The sequence below is a fragment of the Thalassolituus marinus genome, from assembly GCF_020320395.1.
Lineage (GTDB): Bacteria > Pseudomonadota > Gammaproteobacteria > Pseudomonadales > Oceanobacteraceae > Venatoribacter > Venatoribacter marinus.
Genome location: NZ_JAEDAH010000078.1, coordinates 24,154 through 50,884, shown reverse-complemented (window position 1 = coordinate 50,884; position 26,731 = coordinate 24,154). Strand labels below are relative to the sequence as shown.

Sequence of the window (26,731 nt, the reverse complement as noted above, 5' to 3'; positions counted from 1 at the left end):
CCAATACACTGAATACAGGATTTTCAGTTGGACATAAAAAAAACTGGCCTCATTCTCTCCGGTGGCGGCGCTCGAGCGGCCTATCAGGTGGGTGTGCTGAAAGCCATTCATAAAATTCTCCCCAAAGGACATTACAACCCGTTTGACGTCATTTCCGGTACATCTGCCGGAGCCATTAACGGTGTCGCATTGGCCAGTTATGCCGAAAATTACCGTATCGGCATCCGTCATCTTGAACGCATCTGGATGCATTTCAGTTGCGACCAGATCTATCGCACCGACTTCTGGGGGGTATCCGGCAGTCTCAGCCGCCTGGTACGCAGTCTGGTTATTGGCCGCCGTTATAAGAACGATCCGGTGTCCCTGCTGGACAACCTGCCTCTGCGCAATCTGCTGCGGGAAGTTATTAAGTTCGACAATATTCAGAGCGCCATCGACAACGGCGCACTGCATGCCATAGCGGTTAACTGCTCGGGCCTTGAAAGCGGTGAATCAGTGAGCTTTTTTCAGGGTCACTACAGTATCAACAACTGGCAGCGTCAACGCCGGGTTGGTTTACGCAGCCGTATCACGCTGGACCATCTGATGGCGTCCTCCGCCATTCCGATGATATTTCCGGCAGTAAAAATTCACCGCGAGTTTTTTGCCGATGGCGCGGTACGTCAGCTGGCCCCACTAAGCCCGGCCTTACACCTCGGCGCAGAAAAAATCATGGTCATCGGCGTCAGTGGCTACGCGCACGAGCGCAAGGAACGCCAGCCCAGTAAGTCGTACCCTTCTCCCGCAAAAGTAATGGGACACATGCTGAATGCCGCATTCCTCGACAGTATGGAAACGGATGTTGAACGCCTGCGACGAATTAATCGCACAGTGAGTAAAATCCCTGAAGCTGTGCGTAAAAAAGAAGGTATGGAACTGAAGCACATTGAACTACTGGAGATTAATCCAAGTCAGTCCATTGATGACATTGCGGGTCAGCATGCGCATGAGATTCCTCGTGCGCTTAAACTGGCACTGGGTGGCAGCGGCAATGCCAGCCACAATGGTTCCGGCGTGCTCAGTTATCTGCTTTTCTCACATGGATTCTGCAAGGCGCTGATTGATCTTGGCTACAACGATGCGATGCGGAGAAGTGATGAAATCAAAGCATTCTTTGCTGACCATTTTGAAGGACATACCGAGTGACTTCATATCGCAACATCGTGGTATTAACCGGTGCAGGTATTTCTGCTGAATCCGGCTTGAAAACGTTTCGTGACGCCGATGGCTTATGGGAAAACCATCGCATCGAAGAAGTTGCCACGCCTGAAGCGTTTGTACGCAATCCGGAACTGGTGCAGCGCTTTTATAATGCCCGCCGCCAGCAACTCAGCGAGGTAAGCCCGAACTCCGCCCACATTGCACTGGCGGAATTTGAACAAACCTTTAATGGCCGGTTTCTGCTGGTGACGCAGAACGTAGACGACCTGCATGAAAGGGCTGGCAGCCAGAACTTACTGCACATGCACGGTGAGCTTAAAAAAGTTCGCTGCCTGCTGTGCAACAGCGTCCACCGCTACGCCACGGACATAGAGGCCAGTACAGAATGTCCAGCCTGTGGTCGTACAGCGCTGCGCCCGCATATTGTCTGGTTCGGCGAAATGCCCTTTTACATGGACGAAATTTATCAGGCTCTGGAGCAATGTGACCTGTTTATAAGCATTGGTACTTCTGGCCACGTTTACCCGGCTGCAGGCTTTGTTGAGGTTGCCCGTCAATGCGGAGCACATACGGTTGAAATCAACCTGGAACCGTCGCAAACCGAGGACCTGTTTGCTGAACGACGCTATGGTGCTGCCACTACCGAAGTCGCACGCTTTCTGAATTCACTTCCGGGCCAGTGAGCTCAGTCCTCCCTGCAAGCTAATGAGTTCCGACTCAGTGTCCTGCATGCAGGACAATAAAGCCTCAGAGTCCCGTTCCGCCCTGCCGTTAGTTCGCCTAGAATCCGACATAGCTGCTAGCCTTTATGCCAATGGCCTGCAACTTTGTTCAGAAAATGGGATTAATCATGGCGACATCAATATTCACCGGGCGCATTCAGCTCACTGCTCTGACTGTACTCCTTGTATCTTTTATACAGGGCTGTTCTCAGGAGGCACCAGACGTATCTGACGCCGAGGCCCGGCCTGCACGTCTGTTCACGATTGCACCGCCTTCCGATGCTCAGGTACGACGCTTCCCTGCACAGGTTCAGGCGGCAGATCGCGCTCCCCTTGCATTTCGTATCAGCGGTGAGCTGATGGCAGTGCCGGTTAAAGAAGGCCAGGTTGTAAAGCAGGGACAATTGCTAGCCAGACTGGATCCCTCGGACTACCAGCTGCGCCTGGATGATCGCAAAGCGCGCTACGAGCTGGCTGACTCTCAGTTTCAGCGCATCGATGATCTGTTCAGCCAGGGTCAGGTATCCAAAGCCCAGTACGACCAGAGCAAAGCTGAACTGGATATCAGTCGTGCCGCCTTCAACAGTGCGCGTACCGATTTGTCATACACCAATCTGAAAGCACCTTTCTCGGGTGTGGTTGCAGAAGTCTTTGTCGACAACCATCAACCAGTAGCCGCCGGTAATACCGTACTGGTCATGCAGGCACAGGATCAGCTGGAAATTCGTTTACAGCTACCGGAAAACGTCATGGCCAATATCGCCCGCAACGACAAGGTCGACTACCAGCCACTGGTTGAATTCGAAGCCTTGCCGGGTAAGCAGTTTCCGACGCGCTATAAAGAGCATACGGCGCAGGCCGATTCTGCCACCGGCAGTTTCACCGTAACCCTGACCATGCCACGACCAAGCACACTGAACGTCCTGCCAGGCATGAGTGCCAGTGTATTTGTCGATATGAATCAGATTCTGAGCCAGCAGGCACCGGTTATTTATATCCCGGTCAGCGCGGCATTGCAGAACAGCGAGCAACCAGCTGGCACCGGCGAAGCGCAGGTCTGGATCGTGTCCGCCGACATGACTCTCGCGCCTCGCACGATTCAGGTGGGTCAGATCTCAGCACAGGGGCTGCAGGTGCTCAGTGGCCTGCAACCCGGAGAGGCTATTCTTGCTGCTGGCGTTCATCAGGCAAGCGAGGGGATGCGCGTGCGCCCGTGGGTTAAAGAACGGGGGCTGTGATAATGCAGAAGCAAAACGCAGCGACCTATTTTATCCGCCACACCACCACCAGCTGGATGCTGTTACTCATCCTTCTGGTGGGTGGCAGCATCAGCTATGTTGGACTGGGGCGCCTTGAAGACCCGCAGTTCACCATTAAGGAAGCCATGGTCTTTACCTACTACCCGGGTGCCAGTGCACTTCAGGTGGAGGAGGAAGTCACCGCACCTCTGGAAAGCGCCATTCAGGCTCTGCCCTACATCAAGTACGTCGATTCTGTCTCCAAGGCCGGCTTTTCACAGATTCATCTGATGATTAAGCCAACTTACAAGAGTCATCAGCTGCCGCAGATCTGGGATGAGCTGCGCCGCAAGGTCAATGATAAGCAGTCGAGCCTGCCACCAGGCGCCGATAAACCCATCGTGATGGACGATTTCGGTGATGTTTACGGTGTACTGCTGGCGTTAACCGGGCCTGATTTCGGCTATGAAGATCTCAACGACTATGCGGAATACCTCAAGCGTGAGCTTTCGACACTGGATGGTATTGCCAAGGTGAACATCACCGGCGACCAGCAGGAACAGGTGTTTATTGATATCTCCCGTGAACGCATGACCAACCTCGGCATTCCGGTCTCTCGCCTGTATCAGTTACTGGAAACTCAGAATACCGTGCAGAGCGCCGGCAAGATCCGTATTGGCGATGAATATATTCGTTTCAGCCCAACCGGTGAATTCAACAGCGTACAGGAGCTGGGCGACCTGCTGGTCAGTCAAACCGGCTCAGACAAGCTGATTTACCTGCGCGACATCGCCACTATCTCGTCAGGTATTGCCGAAGTTCCTGCCCACCTGACCAACTTCAGCGGCCTGCCGTCACTGCGCCTCGGCATTTCGTTCAACTCTGGTGTGAACGTGGTGGAAGTCGGCGAACACCTGCGCAGCAAGCTGTCAGAACTCGACCGTAACCGGCCTCTGGGTATTGACCTGCACACTCTGTACGACCAGCCAGCAGAAGTCGATGCTTCCTCTACCGGCTTTGTCGTCAATCTGCTCGCATCTGTCGTTATTGTGGTGCTGGTTTTACTGGTGTTTATGGGAATGCGCGCAGGTCTGATCATCGGTGCCATTCTGATGCTGACGATTCTCGGTACCTTCATTGCCATGAAGGTAATGGACATTGAACTGCATCGTATCTCGCTGGGCGCTCTGATCATTGCGCTCGGTATGCTGGTTGATAACGCTCTGGTGATCACCGAAGGCATCATGGTCGGAATCAAGCGCGGACAGACTCGTCTGCAGGCTGCCTACGACATTGTGCAACAGACCCAGTGGCCATTACTGGGCGCCACGGTCATTGCTGTGACGGCATTTGCACCGATTGGTCTGTCTCCGGATTCCACCGGTGAATTCGTCGGTTCGTTGTTTTATGTGCTGCTGATTTCTCTGCTGTTCAGCTGGATCACTGCACTCAGTCTGACTCCCTTCCTCTGTCACCTGCTGTTCAGTGATGAAACCAGCAGCGACAGCGAAGAAGACAGCGATCCATACAAAGGCTTCATCTACGTCGTCTACGGACAAGTGCTGAGCAAACTGCTTGCTCACCGCAAAGCCACCATGGCCGCAATGTTAGTGGCACTGGTGCTGGCAGTGGTGGGATTCGGTTTTGTAAAACAGAGCTTTTTCCCACCCTCCAACACTCCGATGTTCCTGGTCGATATCTGGTTGCCGGAAGGCTCTGACATTCGTGCAACTCAGGCACGGGCGACGGCACTGGAGCGCTACTTCCGCGAACAACCCGGGGTTGAATTTACCGCGTCCACCGTCGGTCAGGGGGAACAGCGCTTTATGCTGACCTATGCCCCGGAACGACAGTATGCCGCCTACGCTCAGGTGATGGTACGGGCAGCAAGCCGTGAACAGATTCCGGCCCTGATCGATCAGGGCATGCGCTGGACTGACGAAGAGTTGTCAGATGCTTTCGTCAAATTCAAACGCCTGCAGATCGGGCCGGGAACCGCCGCTAAAATTGAAGCGCGCTTTGCTGGTCCCGATCAGGATGTGCTGCGCCAGCTGGCCGTACAGGCAATGAAAATCCTCAACGCCGATGCTGATGCCGCCAATGTTCGTCACGACTGGCGTGAACGGGTAAAAGTCGTTCGGCCGGTATTCAATGAAGACAACGCCCGCCGCGCCGGTATTTCCAAACAGGATCTGGATGATCTGCTGCAACTGAGCTTCTCTGGTAAGGGCATAGGCCTGTACCGTGAGGGAACAACGCTGAAGCCAATCATCATGCGTCCACCAGCCCTTGAGCGCCTGAGTATCGACGGTCTCAATGACCTGCAGGTATGGTCGCCGGTGTTCAGCCGCTATATTCCGATCGGTCAGATTGTAGAGCGCTTCGATATTGTCTTCGAAGACGCACTGATCGCTCGCCGGGACAGAAAACGTACCATCAAGGTATACGCAGATCCGGATCTGAACTCAGATATTACCGCTGACGACCTGTTCCAGCGTATCCGCCCACAGATTGAGGCCATTCCCCTGCCACCGGGCTATGAGCTGAGCTGGGGTGGTGAATATGAGTCATCGCGGGATGCGCAGGCCAGCGTGTTTGCATCGTTGCCACTGGGTTATTTACTGATGTTTATCATCACCGTTCTGCTGTTTAACGAACTACGCAGCTCACTGGTTATCTGGGCCTGCGTACCCCTGGCGATTATTGGCGTTTCCTCTGGCATGCTGGTTCTGGGAGCTGAATTCGGCTTTATGGCCCTGCTGGGATTCCTCAGCCTGACCGGCATGATCATCAAAAATGGTATCGTGCTGGTCGATCAGATTCGTCTGGAGCTGAGTGAAGGTCGTGAACCCTACTTTGCGGTTTATCACGCTTCAGTCAGTCGCCTGCGCCCTGTCACTATGGCGGCACTGACCACCATCCTCGGCATGCTGCCGCTGCTGTTTGATCCGTTCTTCAGTGCTATGGCAGTGGTCATCAGTTGTGGCCTGGGCTTTGCCACCATACTGACTCTGGGGGTTGTGCCCGTTCTGTATGCCATGACCCACCGAATCGACAAGCCACAAGCCTGAAGCAAAAAAAAGCCCGGGGTATCCCGGGCTTTTTATTAACGAATAACTTAACTCAGTCTTCGCTGGTCGAGCCGATTTTGTGAATCGACAAGTCTGCACCATTGAATTCTTCTTCCTCGTCCAGACGGATACCGGAAACAGATTTCACCAGACCATAGACAATAAAGCCGCCGATTACCGCCACCGCGATACCAGCAATGGTACCTACCAGCTGCGCCATAAAGGATACGCCTCCCAGGCCGCCCATCGCTTCTGTGCCGAAAATACCCGCAGCAATACCACCCCACGCACCGCACAGGCCGTGCAGCGGCCATACGCCCAGTACGTCATCAAACTTAGGGAACTTGTTCTGTGCCATAGTGAACACCAGCACGAACAGAGCACCGGCGACACCACCGACGAACAGCGAGCCAACCGGATGCATGATGTCGGAACCGGCACAGACCGCAACCAGACCTGCCAGCGGACCGTTATGAATAAAGCCAGGGTCGTTCTTACCTACCAGCATCGCCACGACGATACCACCGACCATTGCCATCAGACTGTTCACCGCAACCAGACCAGAGATTCCATCAAGAGTCTGTGCAGACATCACGTTAAAGCCGAACCAGCCAACGATCAGAACCCAGGAACCCAGTGCCAGAAACGGGATATTGGATGGCGCAAAGGCCACCACACGGCCATCACGGTAACGACCTTTACGTGAACCCAGCAGAACCACAGCGGCAAACGCGATCCAGCCACCGACACCGTGTACTACTACAGAACCAGCGAAGTCATGGAAGCCTGCACCAAATGTTGCTTCCAACCAGCTTTGGAAGCCGTAATTGCCGTTCCAGATAATGCCTTCAAAGAACGGGTAAACGAAGGCAACAGTCAGCGCCGAAGCCAGCAGAATCGGATAAAAGCGAGCACGCTCAGCAATACCACCCGACACAATGGCAGGAATTGCGGCAGCAAAAGTCAGCAGGAAGAAAAACTTAACAAGGTCATAGCCGTTGTTCTGAATCAGCTGGTCTGCACCCGACATAAAACCTACGCCGTAGGCAATCTGATAGCCGATAAAGAAGTACGCCAGTGTAGAAACACCAAAATCGGTGATGATTTTAACCAGAGCGTTTACCTGGTTCTTATGGCGGACGGTACCCACCTCAAGAAATGCGAACCCCGCATGCATCGCCAGCACCATAATGGCGCCTAGCAGGATGAAAAGCGTATTGGCGCTTTGCATTAAGGTTTCTACTGCGCTGTTTACATCAATCGTTTCCACGCTGACCCTCACTATCTGTTCTTTTAACTGTCCGAAACTCACACCGGTGGGAATCGCCCCGCCACGGTGCACCTGCATCCTGATTGCCCACTTTGTTCTGAGCAGATACCTGTAAGGCGACAGTATTAGCAGATTTCATACCAATTTTGTCATCTTTGGCATGAGAAACCATACAGAAAGGGATAAGCACTGCACAACCCCGGTGCCAAAGGGCCCCAGAGCTGTGCAGAAATTATTAGTCAGGACGACGAATATGATAGCAGTGGTGAATATTTGATCGACGGGAGTAATCAAAAGGCACTGATTTTGCGCTCACATCATGAATGATGAACTCTTTTAGTGCATTTTCATCCATTTCAAAGCGACGCAGGTTGTTCGAGAAGATCAGTAGTCCTCCCGGAGCCAGACAGCGCATCGCGTCACTGATCAGTTGAATATGATCGCGCTGAATATCCAGCACCCCTTCCATGCGCTTCGAATTGGAGAAGGTCGGTGGATCCATGAAGATCAGATCAAACTGTTCGTTGCAGTCTTTCAGCCACTGCATGCAGTCTGCCTGCACAAAGCGATGCTGCTCAGGTTCAATATCATTCAGGCGGAAGTTATCGCGCCCCCAGTTGAGGTAAGTACGGGACATATCGACACTGGTACAGGTTGCTCCAGCCGCCGCCGCATGCACACTGGCCGTCGCGGTGTAACAGAACAGGTTGAGGAAGCGCTTGCCCTGGGCCTGCTGTGCAATACTCAGGCGAGTCGGACGGTGATCGAGGAACAGCCCGGTATCCAGATAATCTTTCAGATTCACCAGCACCTTGATCTGACCTTCACGCACGGCAAAGTAATGCTGGTCGGTATTCTGTTTCTCGTACTGGCGCTTACCGCTCTGACGCTCACGACGCTTCAGCACAATTTTCTGCGAAGGCACACCTGTAACTTCAGGCAAAGCTGCGAGCACATCCAACAGGCGACGCTCGGCCTTTGCTTCATCGACAGACTTCGGCGGCACGTACTCCTGCACGTGCAGCCAGTCCTCGTAGAGGTCGACTGCCACGGCGTACTCAGGAATATCGGCATCGTACAGACGGTAGCAGTGCACGTCCTCACGTTTTGCCCACTTACGCAGCTGCTTGAGATTCTTGGTCACCCGGTTGGCAAAGGCTTCAACCGGTCCACGGATCATACTCTGCTGCGGTTGAGCAGAACGCTCATCGGCCGCTCCAAACACCAGCAGGCGCGTCTGAATCCGACCGTTCATAAAGTTGTACTGCTTGAACAACGGACGACGGATACTTTTGGCCAGATCGGTATTGCCAGTGAACACTGCGAGTTTCCACTCAGGCAACTTCATGGTGGCATCGTGAAACTGCTGATACAGCGGTGCCAGCTGCGGCAGCTCGCTCAGACGCTCACCATAGGGAGGGTTACACACCACCAGGCCGCCCTGCTCAATCACTTCATTGTTTACGCGCAGCTGTTCAATTGAACGACGTTCCAGATGAACACGACCGGCCAGTGCCGAACGTGACAGGTTGTTCGAAGCTGAGTTGAGCTGCTCAGCATCAATATCAAAGCCATACAGACGGTTAGTCATCGCGGCCAGGCCAGCAGTACGGCGTTTACGCGCCTCATCCACTTCACGCTGCCACAAAGCGTTGTCATGCAGTGACCAGCCCTGAAAGCCCCATTGCTGGCGATTCAGACCCGGTGCTATATCAGCCGCCATCATGCCGGCTTCCATCAGTAAGGTGCCTGAGCCACACATTGGGTCGACCAGATGCTTACCTTCTTTCGCCAGTGCCGGCCAGCCAGCACGAATGAGGATAGCGGCTGCCAGATTCTCTTTCAGTGGTGCTTTACCTGGCTGCAGGCGATAGCCACGACGGTGCAGACTGTCGCCACTGACGTTGAAATACAGTAACAGGCGACCTTTTCGCAGCTGGGCTTCCACCCTGACCGCAGCATCTTTACTGACAGACGGACGGGCACCGATATCGTCACGGAACCGATCGACAATGGCATCCTTTACTTTCTGAGCACCGAACTGGGTATTGTTGACGAAATCCGAGCGACCATTGAAATCGATACGGAAGGTCGACTTCAGTGAAAAGACCGCAGGCCAATCGACCGAATACGCCGCTTTGTAGAGATCGTCGACATTGTCTACCTGACTATCCTGTAGCGGATACAGCAGGCGTGACGCCAGCCGACTCCATAAACAGAAGCGATAGGCAGCCTCAAGCGAGCCTTTCCAGTAGACGCCAAGGTGCGTTTCCCGTTCAACTTCACCGCCTAACTCCCTGATTTCCTCGGCCAACAGAGGCTCAATACCCTTGGGACAAGCGGCCAGCCAGCTTATGGTCTGCGCGGACGTCTCATTTTGCATGTCGATAAAACCCGATTCGTCAAATAGCGTCTGGATGTAAGAAACCTGACACTTATAAGTAATAAATAATTAACACTCACCGCCGTGCTTTGGTAGAACTGTTCGTGGTCAGTGAATATTAGTGAAGCACCTGACCGCTCTGCCAATCAAATAAGCGAGGACGCTTTCTATGAAAAAACAGAAACGCGATATGCAGGAAAGAGCTTTTTCACGTGGTTACCGTGCTGGCGTTGAACGCCGCTCCAAAGATCTTGCACCACCAGGCACTCAGCGGGATGCCTGGATGGCTGGATGGCGCTCCGGGCGGGCCGATAACTGGGACGCGCTTACCGGCGTTTCTGGTATTCATAAACTGGTAATGTAGTTTTCGTCTTGCGGACCATGTCCGCCTCTCCGAAGCTTCCTCTCAAGGGAAGCAAAGCCCTGTCTGCGGACAGGGCTTTTTTATTTACTCGGAGCGCAATGCCGCAATGGCATCCACCGCTTCACCGACCAGAGCAGGCCCACGGTAGATAAAACCGCTGTATACCTGCACCAGCTGCGCACCGGCACGAACTTTCTCCGCAGCCCCCTGCCCATCAAGGATACCGCCCACGCCAATCACCGGCAGCTTGCCATCCAGTGCGCGCACCAGAGCAGACACAGTTTCAGTTGCCAGGTCTTCCAGCGGCGCACCGCTCAGTCCACCCGCTTCGTTACCGAAACGAACGCCCTGAACACCTTCACGGGATAAGGTAGTGTTGGTTGCAATCACACCGTCGATGCCGCTGTTGACCAGCGTTTCGGCGACCAGTGCAACTTCATCTTCTTCCATATCCGGAGCGATCTTCACAAACACTGGCTTGTAGCCATGAGTTTCCGCCAGTTGCAGCTGACGCTCGCGGATCGGGTCCAGCAGTTCTCGCAGAGAGTCGCCAAACTGCAGAGTACGTAATCCCGGGGTATTCGGAGACGAGATATTCACAGTGACATAGGTGGCGTGCTCGTACACCTTGTCCAGACACAGCAGGTAGTCCGAGGTGGCATTCTCAACCGGAGTATCAAAGTTCTTGCCGATATTAATACCCAGCACACCATCGTAACGGGCCGCTTTCACACGTTCGACCAGATGATCGACACCTTTGTTGTTGAAGCCCATACGATTGATGATCGCGCGGCGCTCAGGCAGACGGAACAAACGCGGTTTAGGGTTACCCGGCTGAGGACGTGGCGTCACGGTACCAATTTCGATAAAACCAAAGCCGAGGCGCGCAAACGCATCGATATAGTCGCCGTTTTTATCCAGACCAGCCGCCAGACCAACAGGATTCGGAAACTCAATACCAGCGACAGTGGTTGGCAGACCAGCGACCTGAGGTGCCATGTACTTCAGCAGCCCGACACGTTCGGCCGCGCCGAGCATATCCAGCCCCAGTTCATGGGAAGTTTCACCTTCCAGACGGAACATCAGTGCACGACTCAGACTGTACCAATCCATAACCAACCCCTAACAGAATTCAAATCGGGCGGCATTATATGTCAGTGGCGAGCGTCTGTAGACGACCCGGAGCAAAAAAAGCCAGGTTTACAGTCGGACAATGCCCTGAAAACGACCATCCGCCGAAAACTCGATGACGAAGCGCCCGCGAATGCCGTCGTGAGTCACGACTTTCTGCAGGACGTTCGCAGGGAAACGGACCACCCGCCCATCAAGTGCACGGGTCACTACGGTTTTAGCACTACCACTGTAGTAGCGCAGGTATTCTTCAGCACTGATATGCAGGTCGAAAATGATTCGTTCACTCATACTGATCGTCCAGCAGTTGTTGGGCCTGCGTTGTTCGCCACTGCTCGAGCTTCTCACGTAACGAGCGCAGGTGTTCAATCATCTCAGCCGACAAACGCCATTCAATGACTGGCTGGCGCTGTGCCAGAATCACTTCCGGTTGCAGGTGCTCAGGAAGCACAGCAGGCCCCGAGGTGTTCAGCAATCGCAGGCCGTAATCTCCATAGCGGGCCAGTGGCAACTCATCAGCGCGACATTCGGGTGCGTGAGACATGACACGGGATAACAGATCGAGAGTCCGGAACAGAGAGCAATTACGGCTCTCGTCCCAGGCCGCATCAACATAATCCAGCCAGCTGAAGCTACGACTCAGAACCCACTGACCATGGTTACACTCAACATAAGGTTGCACTTCAAGGCCTGTGAGCGGATCCGGCTGTCTTGCCAGAACGCGATTCCAGAAGCGCAGGCCGTTAAAGTTGGCGACCAGATCGGCAAAGGAATAGACCCCCGTAGTCTGGGCACCAAAATACACTGACTCCGACCATTCACCGAACAGCAGCCCCTGTTCCGGGCCACTGCGCAAATAATCGGTCGCGTTAAAGTAACTGAAGCCCTCGGTAAAAAAATGACCCAGTTTGTCGGTACCAATCTCGGTATTGCCTACCCGGATAACCGCGGCCATGCGTTCGCTCAGTACCAGCGATGGCGACTGTGGCCACAGAAAGTCCCGGTAAACCGACTGATTCAGGGGAATTGTTCGCCGTTCAATATCCGCTGCTTTTTCGGCGAAGCTTTCTATCTGGCCAATGACAGGACGCGCAAGATTCCAGCTCATCGCGCTGTACAAACGCGATGTCTGACAGCCGGCAGATTGGCGGGGAAAACGATGACGACGTTTGGGCGCTTGCGGTAACGGCTGATTGGCGCGCGCAACCGACTCAGCAAGGGCCTGATTAACTGCGCGGTTAAGCTGCGGCAAGGCATCCGCCAGTTCTGGCCCGACACGGGTAAACTGGTCCACTTCGGCGGCCTCGACAGCCAGAGACAGTGTAAGCAGAAAGAGAAAAATTCGCATGATGGCAACAGTCGCAAAAACTGCCGCCATCATAAAGCCATCAGCGCGGGCTCTCCAGTCCGTATCAGAGCGGATCAGAAGGCGACAGGTGTCGACTGGCCTGTGCAAGATCAAGCAGCTCACGTAAGGCTACCGACACCATAGGAAACTCAATGGTCTCTGCCGCCTTTAGCTCACTCAGCATCGACTGCCAGCGATTAACCAGCAACTGATGGTCACTCTGCCAGCGGTCGATAGTCGCAGCCAGATCGCAGCCCTGCTGCTTGCTGTTGAGAATGCCAACCGTCAGCGCACGCTGCTGCCAGTCCAGGTCATCGCGCATGGTTTCCCGTGCCAGCGCCTCCCAGTGACTGCTGGTGTTGAGCACATTGATCTGCTGCATAAACCAGTTCAGTGAAAGCTGTTCGCCCATTTCAAAATACGCTTCTGTCACTTCATCCACGGAGCGCCCGGTTGCCGGAGCAGCCTCAATAATGCCCAAAACTGCATACAGGTTACCGGCCCCCGCCGTTAACGCCGCCAGTGCTTCCGGGACCCCGGCATCTACCCGCTGCTGATAAGCATTCTGCCAGCGCTCCAGCTCTGAGCCCTTCAGCATATTGCCCAGGCTGGCAGCGATTTCCTGTACCGCCGGTCGGAAACGGCTGACTTCACCAGCGATATCCATATTGGCGCGGCGGTTACGCAGGAACCAGCGAGCGGCCCGGCGCACCAGACGCATTAAATCGACCATCATCCCTTCCTGTACCTCGGTCGGAATCTGATAATCCAGCGCTGTAACCGCTTGCCAGTGTTCATCCAGTGAGAAAATATCCCTTGCTGTCACATAGGCACAGGCGATGTCGGTCATGGTTGCACCGGTCGAGTCATGCAGACGATTGACGAAAGTGATGCCCATATAATTGACCATGTCATTGGCCAGTTGAGTGGCAATAATCTCGGAACGCAGACGGTGGCGATACAGCGGCTCAGCAAACTGCTCACTGAGCTGCTGCGGGAACGCCGTTTCCAGAATTCGGCCGATGTACGGGTCTTCGTGAATCTGCGGGTGATTCAGCTGCTCTTTCAGATCGGCCTTGGTGTACGAAATGAGCACGGCCAGCTCTGGCCGTGTGAGGCCCAGGTCCGCGGCTTTGCGCTCCAGCAGCAGATCCTCGCCAGGCAGAAACTCCAGCGCCCGATTCAGTTTGCCCTGCCCTTCGTACTCGCGGATCAGACGCGCGTATTCGTCCAGGCGCGACTGACAATCGCGATAGGCCAGTGCAATCGCCTGGGTCTGACGGTAATTATTGTTCAGTACTAACCGTGCCACATCATCGGTAAGTCCCATAAAGATCTCATTGCGCTGCTTGCGGGTCAGATCCCCGCTATCGAGCACATCATTGAGCATGATTTTGATGTTCACTTCATGGTCGGAGCAGTCTACACCACCGGCGTTATCAATAAAGTCGGTGTAAGACGCTCCGCCTTTAAGACCGTACTCTATTCGCCCCAGCTGGGTCATGCCGAGGTTACCGCCTTCGCCAATCACCTTCGCGCGTACATCGCGGCCATTAATACGCAGACCATCATTGGCTTTGTCACCGACCTGCGAATTACGTTCAGTCGACGCTTTGATGTAGGTCCCGATACCGCCATTCCAGATCAGATCAACCGGCGCCTTGAGGATGGCGCTGATCAGATCATTAGGCGCCATGCGATCTTCAGTAATGCCGAAGCACTGCTTCATCTCCAGCGAAATGCCGACACTCTTGGCCGAGCGCAGGAAAATACCACCGCCTTTCGAAATCAGCTTACTGTTGTAGTCCTCCCAGCTGGAACGTGGCAGTTCAAATAAACGCTTACGCTCTTCCCAGCTGGAAGCCGCGTCTGGCTGAGGATCGATAAAAATATGCATATGATTGAAGGCTGCGACCAGACGAATATGTTTCGACAACAGCATGCCATTACCAAATACATCGCCCGCCATATCACCGATACCGACCACGGTGAAATCACTTTCCTGAACATTAATGCCATGCTCACGGAAATGGCGTTGCACGGATACCCAGGCGCCGCGTGCAGTAATACCCATTTTCTTATGGTCATAGCCAACAGAACCTCCGGATGCGAAAGCGTCCCCCATCCAGAATCCACGATTTACCGCAATTTCGTTGGCAATATCCGAAAACGTTGCCGTACCCTTATCCGCAGCCACCACCAGATACGGATCATCTTCGTCATGGCGTACAACATTTCCCGGTGGTACCACAGCACCTTCGACCAGGTTATCGGTCACATCCAGCAAGGCACTGATAAAGGTCTGGTAACTGGCAATCCCCTCAGCCATAAAGGCATCACGACCGCCGTCTTTCGGCAGGCATTTGGCAATAAAACCACCTTTTGCACCAACTGGAACAATCACCGCATTTTTCACCTGCTGTGCTTTGACCAGCCCCAGCACTTCTGTACGGAAATCCTCACTGCGATCTGACCAGCGCAAACCACCACGGGCTACACGTCCGCCGCGCAGGTGTACACCCTCCACTCGCGGAGAATAAACAAAAATTTCAAACATAGGCCGTGGCAACGGCATATCAGAAATGGCTGACGGATTCAGTTTGAATGAAAGGTATGACTTATCCTGACCCTTATCGTCAGTCTGGAAAAAGTTGGTGCGCAAAGTGGCTTTAATCAATTCGATATAGCGACGAATAGTGCGATCTTCATTCAGCTGGTAAACGTGGTCCAGCGCAGCAATCAGCTTTTCCTCGGCCGCATCAACTTCTTCACTGCGTTGTTCAGCGTTAATGTCGCGCAAATCAAAACGACGATGGAACATATCCACCAGCTGAGCACTGACATCAATGTAGCGGCACAGGGTTTCAGCTATGTAAGATTCGGAAATACCAAAGCGAATCTGCTTCATGTAACGCGCATAGGCACGCAGTATCGCAATATCTTTCCAGCCCAGCTCTGCACCCAGCACTAAACGGTTAAAGCCGTCATTTTCTGCCCGACCGTGCCATATGGCGCCAAAAGAATCCTGAAACAGATTCTTAACTGCAGCGATATTTATGCTGTCAGATAAGGTGTAGCGCAGCAGGAAATTGTGAATCCAGATCCTCTGACCATCGGCCAGAATAATTTCATAGGGATGTTCCCCGAGCACGCGCAATCCCAGGTTTTCCAGCACTGGAATAACATCGGACAGAGGTAACAGAGAATCACGATTGAACAGTTTAAAACGCAGTTCGTTTTCACCTTCTTCCAGCTCGCGGTAAAAACTCATTGCCAACTCGCCCGGCTCTTCAGAGCAGAGGTGTTCCATGTGCTGAATATCCGCCACGGCAGTGCGGGCTGTGAAATTTTCCCGATAGCCGGCCGGGAAGGCAGTACGGTAACGATGAAACTGATGATTACCCAGTTCCTCACCCACCTGTTCGACCAGTGCCGACTGAAGATCATCCGGCCAGGAGCGCACCACCTGCTGAATTTTGCGCGCGACTTTCGATTCGTCAAACTGTACCGGCGAGTCCGGATTCAGACGCAGCATAAAATGGGTGCGGGCCAGAATCGACTCCGAGAAATAAGTGTTGAACTCGACATCCAGTGTGTCGAACTCTTCACGCAGTACTGCTTCAACCCGCTGACGTAATTCGGTGTTATAAATATCCCGTGGGGTATACACCAGACAGGAAACAAATTTGCTGTAGGAATCCTTGCGCAGGTACACCCGTGTCTGGCGACGTTCCTGAATATTGAGAATACTGACCGCCGTGCGTTGCAGCTGTTCTGCAGAAGACTGAAACAGCTCATCGCGCGGATACACTTCCAGAATCCGGTTCAGCTCTTTACCACTATGAGTTCCCTGCCCGAACCCAGCCAGCGTGCGCACCGCATTCAGTTTTTCGCGAACAAACGGAATATTATTCGGTGTCTCGATATATACCATCGAGGTATACAGACCCATAAAGCGAATCCCACGACTGACGCGCCCGTCTTTATCGAAAAACTTCACGACCACATAGTCCGGATACGCCGGGCGATGAACCCTTGAGCGACTGCCGGATTTCATAAAGCTGACGATATTGCCGTTAGTGATAAAGTCGCGCACTTCATCTTCAAGGTCAGCCAGTTTCAGACGATTGCGGCTGGCCTTGTTATGCCGGAACAACCCCAGATCGTGCTCGGCGTCACGGACCACAAAGGGTTCCTTGCCGTCATGTTCAATATGGAATTCATCACAGGCGAGGAAGGTGAAGTGGTTATTCAGCAGCCACAGAATGAACTCCCGTGCCTCTTTGTAATCCGCTTTTCTGGAGGCATCAGACGCTTTCGCCAGTGCTTTCGCACATTCTTCCGCCTTGGCGATCATAGTCGGAAAATCTTCAACACAGGCATCCACCTCAGCCAGGACACTGAGGAGATCCTGCTCCAGCCCGGTCAATACCTGCGGGTCGGAATGGTGATCAAATTCAACATACAGAATGGCTTCAGAACGGCTGCCCTTCGCCGCCAGGGTCCAGTCCTCGTCGGTCTTGAGAGCACCCTTTTTATCTCTGGTAGCATGCAGAACACAGTAGTGAATAGAATGCAGTGACAACTGGCTGCTGTTCAGCTGCATCCGCACCGAATCGACCAGAAACGGCATATCCTCACAAACAATCTCAACCACAGTATGCATCGACTGCCAGCCATGATTTTCGTAGTCGGGGTTAAATACCCGTACCTTGGCTTGCCCAGCTTTACGCTGCTGAATGAACTGCCAGCAGGAAATAGTGGCACCGTAGAGATCTTCAACGGCACGTGCCATTAACTCCTCTTCCGGTGCTCCGGAAAAATACAGACTGGCAAAACGTTGTAATACGTCAGCCTGAACCGGCTCATTTCGATCAGCAATCAGGGCTTTCAGGGCGGTCAACATAGCAAAATCCATCTTCTGGCAATTGCTTTCAGCTTAGAACATTCCCGACATTTGTTAACCCGAACGGATCAAATCTTCGCCATTTCAGCGCCGCAACGCCCTGTTGTGCCAATCAAAGTGAACCCTGAGACAAAAGCAGCCAGCCACGGAACTTTAACCGACACAGTCCGTCTGACCATTGACCTTACCCGTGAGGTCAATAAAATCCCTGTTAAATCAATGCTCTGGAAAGACGGAACTATGACAGTACAAGAAGGTTTTGCGCGCCTGAAAAGCTCACTGCAGGAGCAGATCATTGGTCAGCCACATCTGGTTGAGCGCTTGCTGATCTGTCTGCTCAGCGATGGCCACCTGCTGGTTGAGGGCGCCCCCGGCCTGGCAAAAACCAAAGCGATTAATGCACTGGCGCAGCGTATTGAAGGCGATTTCAAGCGCGTACAGTTCACCCCCGACCTGTTACCGGGCGACATTACCGGTACTGAAATCTACCGTCCGCAGGAACAGTCGTTCGATTTCCAGGCAGGTCCTATTTTCCATAACCTGATTCTGGCCGACGAAATCAACCGCGCTCCGGCCAAGGTACAAAGTGCTCTGCTGGAAGCCATGGCTGAGCGTCAGGTTACTGTGGGGGGAGTGACCCGCAAGCTGCCACCGATGTTTATGGTGATGGCAACCCAGAACCCGATTGAACAGGAAGGCACCTACCCGCTACCGGAAGCACAGCTTGATCGCTTTCTGATGCATGTGGTGATTGATTACCCGGCCGCCGATGCCGAGTTACAGATTCTGCGCCTGGCTCGTGGTGAAGCGCTGAATACGCAGCAGCAAGCTGCCATGCAACTGACTCAGGAGCAGGTGTTTGCAGCACGCTCACAGGTTCTGTCGCTGCATATGAGTGAAGCCGTTGAACAGTATATTGTGCAGCTGATCATGGCCAGCCGGCGCCCGGAAAATTATGGCAAGGATCTGGCTGGCTGGATTGAATACGGCTGTAGCCCTCGCGGCACCATCGCTCTTGACCGCTGTGCCCGCGCCCACGCCTGGATTAACGGACGTGATTATGTCAGTCCGGAAGATGTCCAGGCCGTGGCCCACGATGTTCTGCGTCATCGCCTGCTGCTCAGTTTTGAGGCCGAAGCCTCGGGCATGACCGTGAACAAGGTTATTAACGAGCTGCTGCAGCGTGTTCCGGTAATCTGATGACGACGGAAAAACGGATGGAATCGGTTTTTTCTCTGGGGGCAGAAATACGCGCCCAGCAACTGGTTGGCTTGCGTTCACTGGCCCCGTTTCTGCCACTGCAGAAACAGAAAAAAGTGCTTAACGATCTGGCTGGCGGCCATACCTCCGCCATTCGTGGTCGCGGTATTGATTACGCCGAGGTGCGCGCCTACCAGCCCGGCGACGATATTCGCAGCATGGACTGGCGCGTCACCGCACGCACCGGCGATGCCCATATCAAGGTATTTCGCGAAGAAAAAGAACGTCCGGTGATTCTGATCTGCGATCTGCGTTCGCATATGCAGTTTGGCACTCAGCGAGTGTTCAAACATGTGCTGGCCGCCGACCTCACCGCCTTATTTGCCTGGTCGGCTCTGGCCCATGGTGATCGTATCGGCGCCCTGCTGTTCAGCAACGACCAGGAAACCGACCTGCGGCCCAAACCCGGGCGTAAGCAGGTGCTGCAGATACTTAACTCACTGAGTGAACCACGCCCACAGCAGCCCGCCGCCGCCGATCGCATGGCACAGATGTGCCGCCACCTGCGTCGCGTCGTCCGTCCCGGCAGTGCGGTTTACTTTATCAGTGATTTCCATGGCTTTGACGACAACTGCGAGCGCCAGCTTTATCAGATCACTCAGCACAGCGATCTTGTGTGTATTCGCCTGTCCGACCCGATGGAAGCCGAGCTGCCGCCTCCCGGGCGCTACAGCATCCGCCAGGGCGAGCAGACACGCATACTCAACAGCGCCGATAGCACTAACCGAGAGCGCTACCGGCAGAACTGGTTACAGCGCCGCGATCAGCTTAAACAGCAGATGAATCGCCTGCGTGTCCCGTTGCTGGAACTGAGCACCGACAATGCGGATCCGTTACCGCTGCTGCGTCAGGGCCTGGGTATCGGAGGTAAACGATGAATCCGGCACCTCAGCTATCGCTCAACGACATTCTGTTGCCCGAAGCCATCGGCATCTGGCCACTGGCTCCGGGCTGGTGGCTGCTGATTGCACTGGCGGTCATCACCCCGATTATCATTTACGCGCTGGTGCGCTGGCGCCAGCGTATTAAGCAACAGCGTCAACCGCTGCGCCAGGCACTGGCCGCCATTGACGCTCTGGCAGAGCAGAATATGTCACCTGCTTTGTGCGCGGCTCTGAACGAAGTACTGAAAACCTACTGCCTTAAGCGCCAGCCTGCCGCCGTTGCCCTGCATGGTCAGGCCTGGGTAGATTTCCTGCGCAGCCGCGCCGACGTATTCAGTGACCAGCACACACAGTGGCTGGCCCGCGGTGCCTACCTCGCCGACATTCCACAGACAGACAGTGACGCCAGCCGTTCGTTATGCAATGCAGCGCAACGCTGGCTTAAACAAAGCGATCGGCTTAACGGAGGAAACCATGCCTGAATTTCACTGGCCATGGGCCTTTCTGCTGTTGCCACTGCCCTGGCTTGTGCGCTGGCTGCTGCCGGAACTGAAGCGCTCCATGAGCAGTTTACGGGTCCCTTCGCTGGACGACTTTCCCGCCGAGCAAAGTGCAGCCGCGCCGACCTCATCGGTAAACTGGTTCAGTAGCCTGTTGTTGCTGGCCATGTGGATTGCCCTGGTGTGTGCCTGTGCCCGCCCCTATGAAATGGGGGAAGTGGTGGAAATGCCACTCAGCGGCCGTGATCTGATGCTGGCAATTGACCTGTCGGAGAGTATGAAAACCGCCGATATGGTGCTGAATAACCAGTCGGTTAACCGCCTCAGCGTGGTTAAGCACGTGCTCAACGATTTTATTCCACGCCGTCAGGGCGACCGCCTCGGTCTGGTGCTGTTCGGCGATGAAGCCTATCTGCAATCACCGCTGACTTTCGATACCCGCACCGTACAGACGCTGATGAACGAAGCTCAGATTGGCCTGGCCGGTAAGCGCACAGCCATCGGTGATGCCATTGGCCTCACCATCAAACGCCTGCAGGAAAACGATGAAGAAAGCCGCGTCGTCATCCTGCTCACCGACGGCGCCAATACTGCTGGCGAAATAGACCCGCTGAAAGCAGCCGAGCTGGCGGCATCCTATAAGGTAAAAATTTACACCATCGGCCTCGGTGCCGACCGTATGGAAGTACCGAGTTTCTTTGGCTCGCGCACGGTTAACCCAAGCCGCGATCTCGACGAGAATGCTTTGCGCACCATCGCCCAGAGCACAGGCGGCACCTTCTTCCGCGCCCGCGATGTCAAAGAGCTGCAGCAGATCTATGCCTTAATTGATGAGCTGGAGCCAACCGAAAAAGACCCCGAAATTTACCGCCCGCAGCAGAATCTGTATCAGTGGCCGCTACTGGCAGCGCTGATATTCGCTCTGCTGCTGGCACTGTGGCAGACCCTGCCAGATATCAACCTGCGATCTTCGCTGCTGGGAGGCAAACACTGATGGAATGGCTGACAGACTTTCATTTCATCCGTCCGCTGTGGTTACTGGCTATTGTGCCGGCACTGGCCATGATCTGGCTGCTACGCCCGGCCTCTGCCGCTGCGGGCGACTGGCAAAAGGTGATCGACCCGCAGCTGCTGCCCTACTTAATGGACGACAGTTCAGCGCCGACCAGCCGTCGGACATCACCGCTATGGCGCGCGTTGATGGTCATCGCCGCATTGGCAACGGCACTGGCACTGGCTGGCCCGACCTGGGAGAAAATCCCGCAACCGGTTCATAAAAATCAGGATGCGCTGCTGATACTGCTGGATATGTCGTTGTCGATGGGCGCACAGGATCTGAAACCCAGCCGCTATGTACGCGCAACGCAAAAAATTACCGATATTATCCGCGCCCGCCGCGATGGTCAGACCGCGTTAATCGTTTACGCCGGTGACGCCCACACGGTAACCCCCCTGACCGATGACCACAAAACCATCGAGAACCTGTTGCCTGCCCTGTCGCCGTTTATCATGCCGGCTCCGGGCAGCCGCCCGGACAAAGCTATTGAACTGGCACAGCAACTGTCAGCTGCCGCCGGAGTGAACAAAGCAGAACTGCTGCTGATCACTGATGGCTTGCAGAACAAGGACACAGACCGTATTCGCAAAGCACTCGATCCCGCGCGCAGCCATCTGTCCGTTATTGCTCTGGGTACTGCAGAAGGCGCGCCGGTACCGTTACCGGGCTCCGGTTTCCTGCGCGACGGCAGCGGCACCATTGTGTTGCCGCAACTGGATCTGGGACCGATCCGGGCTCTGAATTCCACACTGGGTATCGACTGGCGTACGCTGACGCTGGACGACAGCGACTGGCAGGCACTGCTTGATCCTGATCTGCGCCCGGCAACAGAAGATGACCTGACCTTACGCCAGTTTGATCAGTGGTCTGATCAGGGCTATTGGCTGATTCTGCTGTTACTACCCCTCGCGCTGTTGCTGTTCCGCCGCGGCGTGGTACTGGCATTTGTGCTGGCTATTCCGCTGACCTTCAGTGATAACAGCTACGCCGTGGAATGGCAGGATCTGTGGCAAACCCCGGACCAGAAAGGCCAGGCGCTGTTTGAAAGCGACCCGGAGACTGCTGCCAGAACGTTTCACGATCCGGCCTGGGCAGGATCAGCCGCTTATCGCAGCGGCAATTACCAGCAAGCACTGGAACATTGGTCGACACTGCCGGAAAGCCCTGAAAACCTGTACAACCTCGGCAATGCTCAGGCAATGAACGGTCAGTTACAGGACGCTGAAGCCAGCTACCAGAAAGCGCTGCAGCAACAGCCCGACTTCCCGCAGGCACAGGAGAATCTTGAGCGTGTGCGTCAGGCGCTGAAGCAGCAGGAACAGCAGCAAAATCAGCAGGATTCACAGAGCGGCGACTCTGATCAGCAAGACCAGCAGCAAGGCCAGCAACAGGATCAGAATCAACAAGGCCAAAGTCAGCAAGGTGATGACCAGAACAGTCAGTCTGCCGATGGCCAGCAAAATAAGGATTCGGCACAGCAAGACGCTCAGAGCAGCAAGCAGGACAACGCCCAACAAGACGCTGAACAACAGGGTAAGCAAAGGTCGGCTGAGCAGGACGACACGGAAGAGCCGGCTGACAAAGCAGCCAGCGCTAATGAAAACGGCGCCGCTGAAAACGACGATAAGTCCGAACAGGATGCGGCCGCCAGTCAGTCCGATGAAGACAGTGAAGGTGATCAGCAGGCGGAGAGTGCTCAGCGCGCGATGCAACAAAACAGCTCAAGCCTGAGTCGCGAAGAACAGGAAGCCATGCAGCAATGGCTCAACCGGGTGCCAGATGAGCCCGGCAATCTGCTGCAACGCAAATTCTTATATCAGTATCGTCAGAATAACGATCAGTCTAGCGAGGATGTTTTATGGTAAAGCCACTGCTGACAGGTGTGCTCGCCGCCCTGTTGTCGTTGCAGGTGCTGGCCGCCGATTTCGTTGCCACCATTGACCGTAAACAGGTATCCGAGGGCGATACCCTAACCCTCAGTCTGCGCTATGGCGAACAGGTCGGCTTCGGTTCACCAGACCTGACGCCACTGCAGAAAGACTTTCAGGTCCTCAATCAGCAGCGTTCTAATCAGTTCCGTTCAGTAAATGGCAATACTGAGTCGTTTACTGAATGGGTACTGACGCTGACACCCCGCCGAACCGGCCAGCTGACGATCCCTGCAATTCGCTTTGATGGCGAAGCAACAGACCCTATCCAGCTGAGTGTGGTGGCATTATCAGATGACATCAAAGCGCAGCAGCAAAAACAGTTCTTCTTCGATACCCGCGTACAGCAGCAGGATCACTACTACGTTCAGGGCGAAATTCTGTACACCGAAAAGCTGTATTACAGCGTTAACCACGACAATGCCACCCTGTCCGACTTTGAGGTCACCGATGCCCGGGTTGAACCGCTGGGTGAAATTCAGCGCTACACCACGGTGATTGATGGCGTACGGTTTGGTGTTTATGAACGCAATTATGCGATTTACCCGGAAGTCAGCGGTGAGCTGGTGATTCCCGGCGCACGTTTTAATGCCAGTGTGGTGAATCCCTATGACCGCTGGAGTCGTGGTCGCCAGGCTTCTGCTGTCAGCCAGCCGTTACGCCTCAACATCGAACCAATTCCGGCCAGTTATCCGCAATCGCCCTGGCTGCCAGCGCGTAAGGTCACTCTGAGCGAAACCTTCAGCACTCCGCCGGAGCAGTGGCGTGAAGGTGAGCCGGTAACCCGTACGCTGACGCTGAATGCTGATGGACTGCCGGGCAGCCAACTGCCCGCCATTGCGATGCCGGTGATCGATGGCATCCGCTACTACCCGGATCAGACGCAACAACAACAGAGTGTCGATCTCGATGGTGTGCATGGCACCTCGGAACAGTCGGTAGCCATTGTGCCCACCCGCAGTGGACGTATTGTACTGCCGGAACTCAGCCTCGCCTGGTTCAATACCAGCAGTGGTAAAACAGAGTACGTACGCGTACCAGCACGTACTCTGGATGTAAAAGCGGCGAAAGTGTCGCTGTCCGATGGCAGCGAGTCTGCCCCGATAGCCACAGCAAACCTGAGTGACACACCAGTAGATACGTTCAACAAGGTACAAACCGGTTCAGGCCTGTGGATGATGGTAGCGGCTGCATCCTTGCTCACTAATGTCATTCTGGTGGTGCTTGTGCTGGCGTTATGGCGGCGCCGAAGCCATGGCGAAGTGACAGCGGTAAACACCGCAGAGAAAAATTCAGTGGGACAATACTGGAAAGAACTGAACGAGGCCTGTAAGACATCCGATGCAGCCCGGGCACATACTGCGCTGCTGGCCTGGGCTAACGCTGGCCCACTGGCAGCAACACCGGTCAGCAGCGCCGTGCAGATGATGCACTGCTACGACGCACCGGAACTGCGCCTGGCATTGCAGCAACTGGATGCCACCCTGTTTTCAGCCAGTGGGAATTCCGCCTGGAATGGCAGTGCACTTCCTGCTCTGCTGAAAAAACACAAGCCAGTAAAGAAATCAGATCTGCAGACCTCTGACCGGCTTTATCCAGCCTGATCGTCGTCTGTCTCTGATCGTTTGCGGCGTTTACCGGAAGACGTCGCTTTATCCAGATACATTGCCTGGTCTGCGACTTCCAGCCAGCTGGCGGCATCTTTCACATCCGGATAGCCAACGTAGGCCAGCCCGACACTGAAGTGCACATCAAAGCGTTTGCCGTCTGCGGAATAACTCAGAACATTGTTACGTAAATTACGCATCGCCAGTGACGCCTCGCGAACATTGCTCTGCGGCAGAATCACCACAAACTCATCACCAGCGTAACGAGCCAGTATATCCGTCGAGCGAATGTGGATACTGATATGCTGAGCAAGAGCCCGCAGCGCTTCGTCGCCGGCAATATGACCGTAGGTATCGTTAATTTCCTTAAAGTCGTTCAGATCGATAAACAGAATCGAGCTTGGTGTCTTGTAACGGTTATAAAGCGCCAGCTGATTTTCCAGCTCTTCATACAGTGCCTGACGGTTCAGGCAGCCTGTCAGAGGGTCGGTGCGGACCAGTTGATTAAGTCGCTCTGTGGCTTCTTTTTCCTTAACCAGCGCATCTTCCAGATTAATCTGCGCCTGAACGTTATCGGTAACGTCAGTCGCCAGCCCAATCACATATTCCAGATCGCCCTCCTCATTGCGCACCCCTTTACCAGTATCATAAATGTAACGAGTGCCGCGCTTCGGGTTAACTACCCGGTAACGGACTTCCCAGTGGCCGTGCTTGTGAGCTTCGATCTCGCTGATCACATGAGCGCGGTCATCCGGATGAATACCTTCGATGAAGCTTTGCGGCGAATGATACAAGGATTCACAGCTGCTTCCCCAGATATCCTCGTAGGCCGGGTTGATAAACAACATACGATCAATGCCCGGTGTCGACATCCACACCACACCCTGAATCGTCTCAGCAATGGTGCGGAACTTGGTCTCCGATTGCTGCAGCAGGTTTTCCGATTGCTTACGATCACCGATATCTTCAATCACGGAAATAAAGTAATCCGGAAAATCCTGCTCATCGCGGATAAGCGTCACTGTCAGATTTGCCCAGACCTCACTGCTGTCAGAACGGTGATAGCGTTTTTCTATGCTGTAGGACGACGCTTTTCCCTGCAGCAGAGCATTGACGTTATCGATATCCAGCCCAAGGTCATCGCCATGGGTTATATCCTGAAAGCACAGTTCCAGCAGCTCTTCGCGGCTGTATCCCAGCATTTCACATAAATGGCGATTAACCCTGAGAAAGCGCCCCCCCAGACTGACGGTACAGATACCCACTGCCGATAACTCAAACAACTCATCGTAGGCTTTGCGCTGCTCGCGTAATTTGCGCTCTTCTTTCCAAAGCGCACTGGTGTCACGAATGGTCGCCAGGGCCATGGGCTTACCAGCCAGGTCGACTAACGACAGATGAATTTCGGCATTGAGCTTCATGCCCTGAGCATCATTCACCCAGATGCGATTACTCATACGGCGCTCGCCGATGGTAGAAAAAAACAGAGAAATAAGATGATGATGCTGTGAGCGGGTGTTTTCCGGCACCAGAATCTCAACCGGCTTGCCAACCATACTGCCCGGCTCATAGCCCAGCAGCTGATGAGCGGCATGGTTTGCCTGGCGAATCAGGCCACGGGTATCAACCAGTAGCATCGGATCCGGACTCAGCTCAAACAGCATGTCCCGAACCGCATCAACGCCCGTACGCTTGCGGCCTGCACTGTATGCCAGGCCCACTGCAACAACCACCACTGCTCCCAGCAGCAGCCAGCCCCAAACTTCCATGAATTACTCTCTGTGAAGGCGGGAGAATTCCCGCACCGATATCCACAACCCGGTCTTACATCCTGACCGACTGGTACATGCTAATAATGTTAG

General features: G+C 54.4%; 18 protein-coding genes. 11 read left to right on the top strand and 7 right to left on the bottom strand.

The window, feature by feature from the left end; translation table 11 throughout:
• Window positions 1-27: 27 nt before the first annotated feature.
• From I9W95_RS12620 to I9W95_RS12605, 4 genes are all read left to right on the top strand, one after another.
• Entirely contained in the window at window positions 28-1,185 is a 1,158-nt protein-coding gene (locus I9W95_RS12620) for a patatin-like phospholipase family protein (RefSeq protein WP_225675427.1), read from the top strand.
• Complete coding sequence (cobB, locus tag I9W95_RS12615; protein WP_225675425.1) at window positions 1,182-1,883, top strand: Sir2 family NAD+-dependent deacetylase; 702 nt, start codon at window positions 1,182-1,184, stop codon at window positions 1,881-1,883. Before I9W95_RS12620 ends, cobB begins: the two co-directional genes overlap by 4 nt.
• Window positions 1,884-2,050: 167 nt before the next feature.
• Window positions 2,051-3,160 (top strand): efflux RND transporter periplasmic adaptor subunit, encoded by a 1,110-nt coding sequence (locus I9W95_RS12610; RefSeq protein ID WP_225675423.1) that lies wholly within the window; start codon window positions 2,051-2,053, stop codon window positions 3,158-3,160.
• A 2-nt stretch (window positions 3,161-3,162) separates the two neighbouring features.
• Window positions 3,163-6,231, top strand: a complete 3,069-nt coding sequence (locus tag I9W95_RS12605) for an efflux RND transporter permease subunit (protein WP_225675421.1) — start codon at window positions 3,163-3,165, stop codon at window positions 6,229-6,231.
• A gap of 52 nt (window positions 6,232-6,283) precedes the next feature.
• Here the strand turns inward: I9W95_RS12605 and I9W95_RS12600 are convergent, their stop codons facing one another.
• Window positions 6,284-7,462, bottom strand: a complete 1,179-nt coding sequence (locus I9W95_RS12600) for an ammonium transporter (protein WP_225675461.1) — start codon at window positions 7,460-7,462, stop codon at window positions 6,284-6,286.
• A gap of 274 nt (window positions 7,463-7,736) precedes the next feature.
• Entirely contained in the window at window positions 7,737-9,884 is a 2,148-nt protein-coding gene (gene rlmKL / locus I9W95_RS12595; protein WP_225675418.1) for a bifunctional 23S rRNA (guanine(2069)-N(7))-methyltransferase RlmK/23S rRNA (guanine(2445)-N(2))-methyltransferase RlmL, read from the bottom strand.
• A gap of 169 nt (window positions 9,885-10,053) precedes the next feature.
• Here rlmKL and rmf point away from each other — a divergent pair, with 169 nt between their 5' ends.
• Entirely contained in the window at window positions 10,054-10,248 is a 195-nt protein-coding gene (rmf, locus tag I9W95_RS12590) for a ribosome modulation factor (protein ID WP_225675416.1), read from the top strand.
• 84 nt (window positions 10,249-10,332) lie between these two features.
• Here the strand turns inward: rmf and I9W95_RS12585 are convergent, their stop codons facing one another.
• The 4 genes from I9W95_RS12585 to I9W95_RS12570 form a co-directional block, all read right to left on the bottom strand.
• On the bottom strand, window positions 10,333-11,361 hold the full coding sequence (locus tag I9W95_RS12585; protein ID WP_225675414.1) for a quinone-dependent dihydroorotate dehydrogenase: 1,029 nt from the start codon (window positions 11,359-11,361) through the stop codon (window positions 10,333-10,335).
• A gap of 87 nt (window positions 11,362-11,448) precedes the next feature.
• Complete coding sequence (locus I9W95_RS12580) at window positions 11,449-11,670, bottom strand: DUF2835 domain-containing protein (RefSeq protein ID WP_225675412.1); 222 nt, start codon at window positions 11,668-11,670, stop codon at window positions 11,449-11,451.
• Entirely contained in the window at window positions 11,663-12,760 is a 1,098-nt protein-coding gene (locus I9W95_RS12575; RefSeq protein ID WP_225675410.1) for a hypothetical protein, read from the bottom strand. Before I9W95_RS12575 ends, I9W95_RS12580 begins: the two co-directional genes overlap by 8 nt.
• Window positions 12,761-12,791: 31 nt before the next feature.
• Window positions 12,792-17,633, bottom strand: a complete 4,842-nt coding sequence (locus I9W95_RS12570; RefSeq protein WP_225675407.1) for an NAD-glutamate dehydrogenase — start codon at window positions 17,631-17,633, stop codon at window positions 12,792-12,794.
• A gap of 240 nt (window positions 17,634-17,873) precedes the next feature.
• On the opposite strand from I9W95_RS12570, the gene I9W95_RS12565 reads away from it, so the two are divergent.
• The 6 genes from I9W95_RS12565 to I9W95_RS12540 are packed head-to-tail and all read left to right on the top strand — an operon-like array spanning window position 17,874 to window position 24,866.
• On the top strand, window positions 17,874-18,833 hold the full coding sequence (locus I9W95_RS12565; RefSeq protein ID WP_225675405.1) for an AAA family ATPase: 960 nt from the start codon (window positions 17,874-17,876) through the stop codon (window positions 18,831-18,833).
• A gap of 17 nt (window positions 18,834-18,850) precedes the next feature.
• A complete protein-coding gene (locus I9W95_RS12560) occupies window positions 18,851-19,771 on the top strand; it encodes a DUF58 domain-containing protein (RefSeq protein WP_225675403.1) in 921 nt (306 codons plus the stop codon).
• Complete coding sequence (locus tag I9W95_RS12555) at window positions 19,768-20,259, top strand: DUF4381 domain-containing protein (protein ID WP_225675401.1); 492 nt, start codon at window positions 19,768-19,770, stop codon at window positions 20,257-20,259. Before I9W95_RS12560 ends, I9W95_RS12555 begins: the two co-directional genes overlap by 4 nt.
• On the top strand, window positions 20,252-21,271 hold the full coding sequence (locus I9W95_RS12550) for a vWA domain-containing protein (protein ID WP_225675399.1): 1,020 nt from the start codon (window positions 20,252-20,254) through the stop codon (window positions 21,269-21,271). Before I9W95_RS12555 ends, I9W95_RS12550 begins: the two co-directional genes overlap by 8 nt.
• Window positions 21,271-23,199, top strand: a complete 1,929-nt coding sequence (locus I9W95_RS12545; protein ID WP_225675397.1) for a vWA domain-containing protein — start codon at window positions 21,271-21,273, stop codon at window positions 23,197-23,199. The genes I9W95_RS12550 and I9W95_RS12545 overlap by 1 nt, the downstream gene beginning before the upstream one ends.
• A complete protein-coding gene (locus tag I9W95_RS12540; RefSeq protein WP_225675395.1) occupies window positions 23,193-24,866 on the top strand; it encodes a BatD family protein in 1,674 nt (557 codons plus the stop codon). Before I9W95_RS12545 ends, I9W95_RS12540 begins: the two co-directional genes overlap by 7 nt.
• On the opposite strand, the gene I9W95_RS12535 is transcribed toward I9W95_RS12540, so the two are convergent.
• Entirely contained in the window at window positions 24,854-26,638 is a 1,785-nt protein-coding gene (locus I9W95_RS12535; RefSeq protein ID WP_225675393.1) for a PAS domain S-box protein, read from the bottom strand. The genes I9W95_RS12540 and I9W95_RS12535 overlap by 13 nt on opposite strands.
• Window positions 26,639-26,731: the final 93 nt, after the last annotated feature.

Coding starts and splice junctions, on each gene's coding strand:
- I9W95_RS12600 (WP_225675461.1), bottom strand. CDS start 7,462: ATGCAAAGCGCCAATACGCTTTTCATCCTGCTAGGCGCCATTATGGTG.
- I9W95_RS12560 (WP_225675403.1), top strand. CDS start 18,851: ATGGAATCGGTTTTTTCTCTGGGGGCAGAAATACGCGCCCAGCAACTG.
- I9W95_RS12535 (WP_225675393.1), bottom strand. CDS start 26,638: ATGGAAGTTTGGGGCTGGCTGCTGCTGGGAGCAGTGGTGGTTGTTGCA.
- I9W95_RS12570 (WP_225675407.1), bottom strand. CDS start 17,633: ATGTTGACCGCCCTGAAAGCCCTGATTGCTGATCGAAATGAGCCGGTT.
- I9W95_RS12565 (WP_225675405.1), top strand. CDS start 17,874: ATGACAGTACAAGAAGGTTTTGCGCGCCTGAAAAGCTCACTGCAGGAG.
- rmf (WP_225675416.1), top strand. CDS start 10,054: ATGAAAAAACAGAAACGCGATATGCAGGAAAGAGCTTTTTCACGTGGT.
- I9W95_RS12585 (WP_225675414.1), bottom strand. CDS start 11,361: ATGGATTGGTACAGTCTGAGTCGTGCACTGATGTTCCGTCTGGAAGGT.
- I9W95_RS12610 (WP_225675423.1), top strand. CDS start 2,051: ATGGCGACATCAATATTCACCGGGCGCATTCAGCTCACTGCTCTGACT.
- I9W95_RS12540 (WP_225675395.1), top strand. CDS start 23,193: ATGGTAAAGCCACTGCTGACAGGTGTGCTCGCCGCCCTGTTGTCGTTG.
- rlmKL (WP_225675418.1), bottom strand. CDS start 9,884: ATGCAAAATGAGACGTCCGCGCAGACCATAAGCTGGCTGGCCGCTTGT.
- I9W95_RS12605 (WP_225675421.1), top strand. CDS start 3,163: ATGCAGAAGCAAAACGCAGCGACCTATTTTATCCGCCACACCACCACC.
- I9W95_RS12545 (WP_225675397.1), top strand. CDS start 21,271: ATGGAATGGCTGACAGACTTTCATTTCATCCGTCCGCTGTGGTTACTG.
- I9W95_RS12550 (WP_225675399.1), top strand. CDS start 20,252: ATGCCTGAATTTCACTGGCCATGGGCCTTTCTGCTGTTGCCACTGCCC.
- I9W95_RS12555 (WP_225675401.1), top strand. CDS start 19,768: ATGAATCCGGCACCTCAGCTATCGCTCAACGACATTCTGTTGCCCGAA.
- I9W95_RS12575 (WP_225675410.1), bottom strand. CDS start 12,760: ATGATGGCGGCAGTTTTTGCGACTGTTGCCATCATGCGAATTTTTCTC.
- I9W95_RS12580 (WP_225675412.1), bottom strand. CDS start 11,670: ATGAGTGAACGAATCATTTTCGACCTGCATATCAGTGCTGAAGAATAC.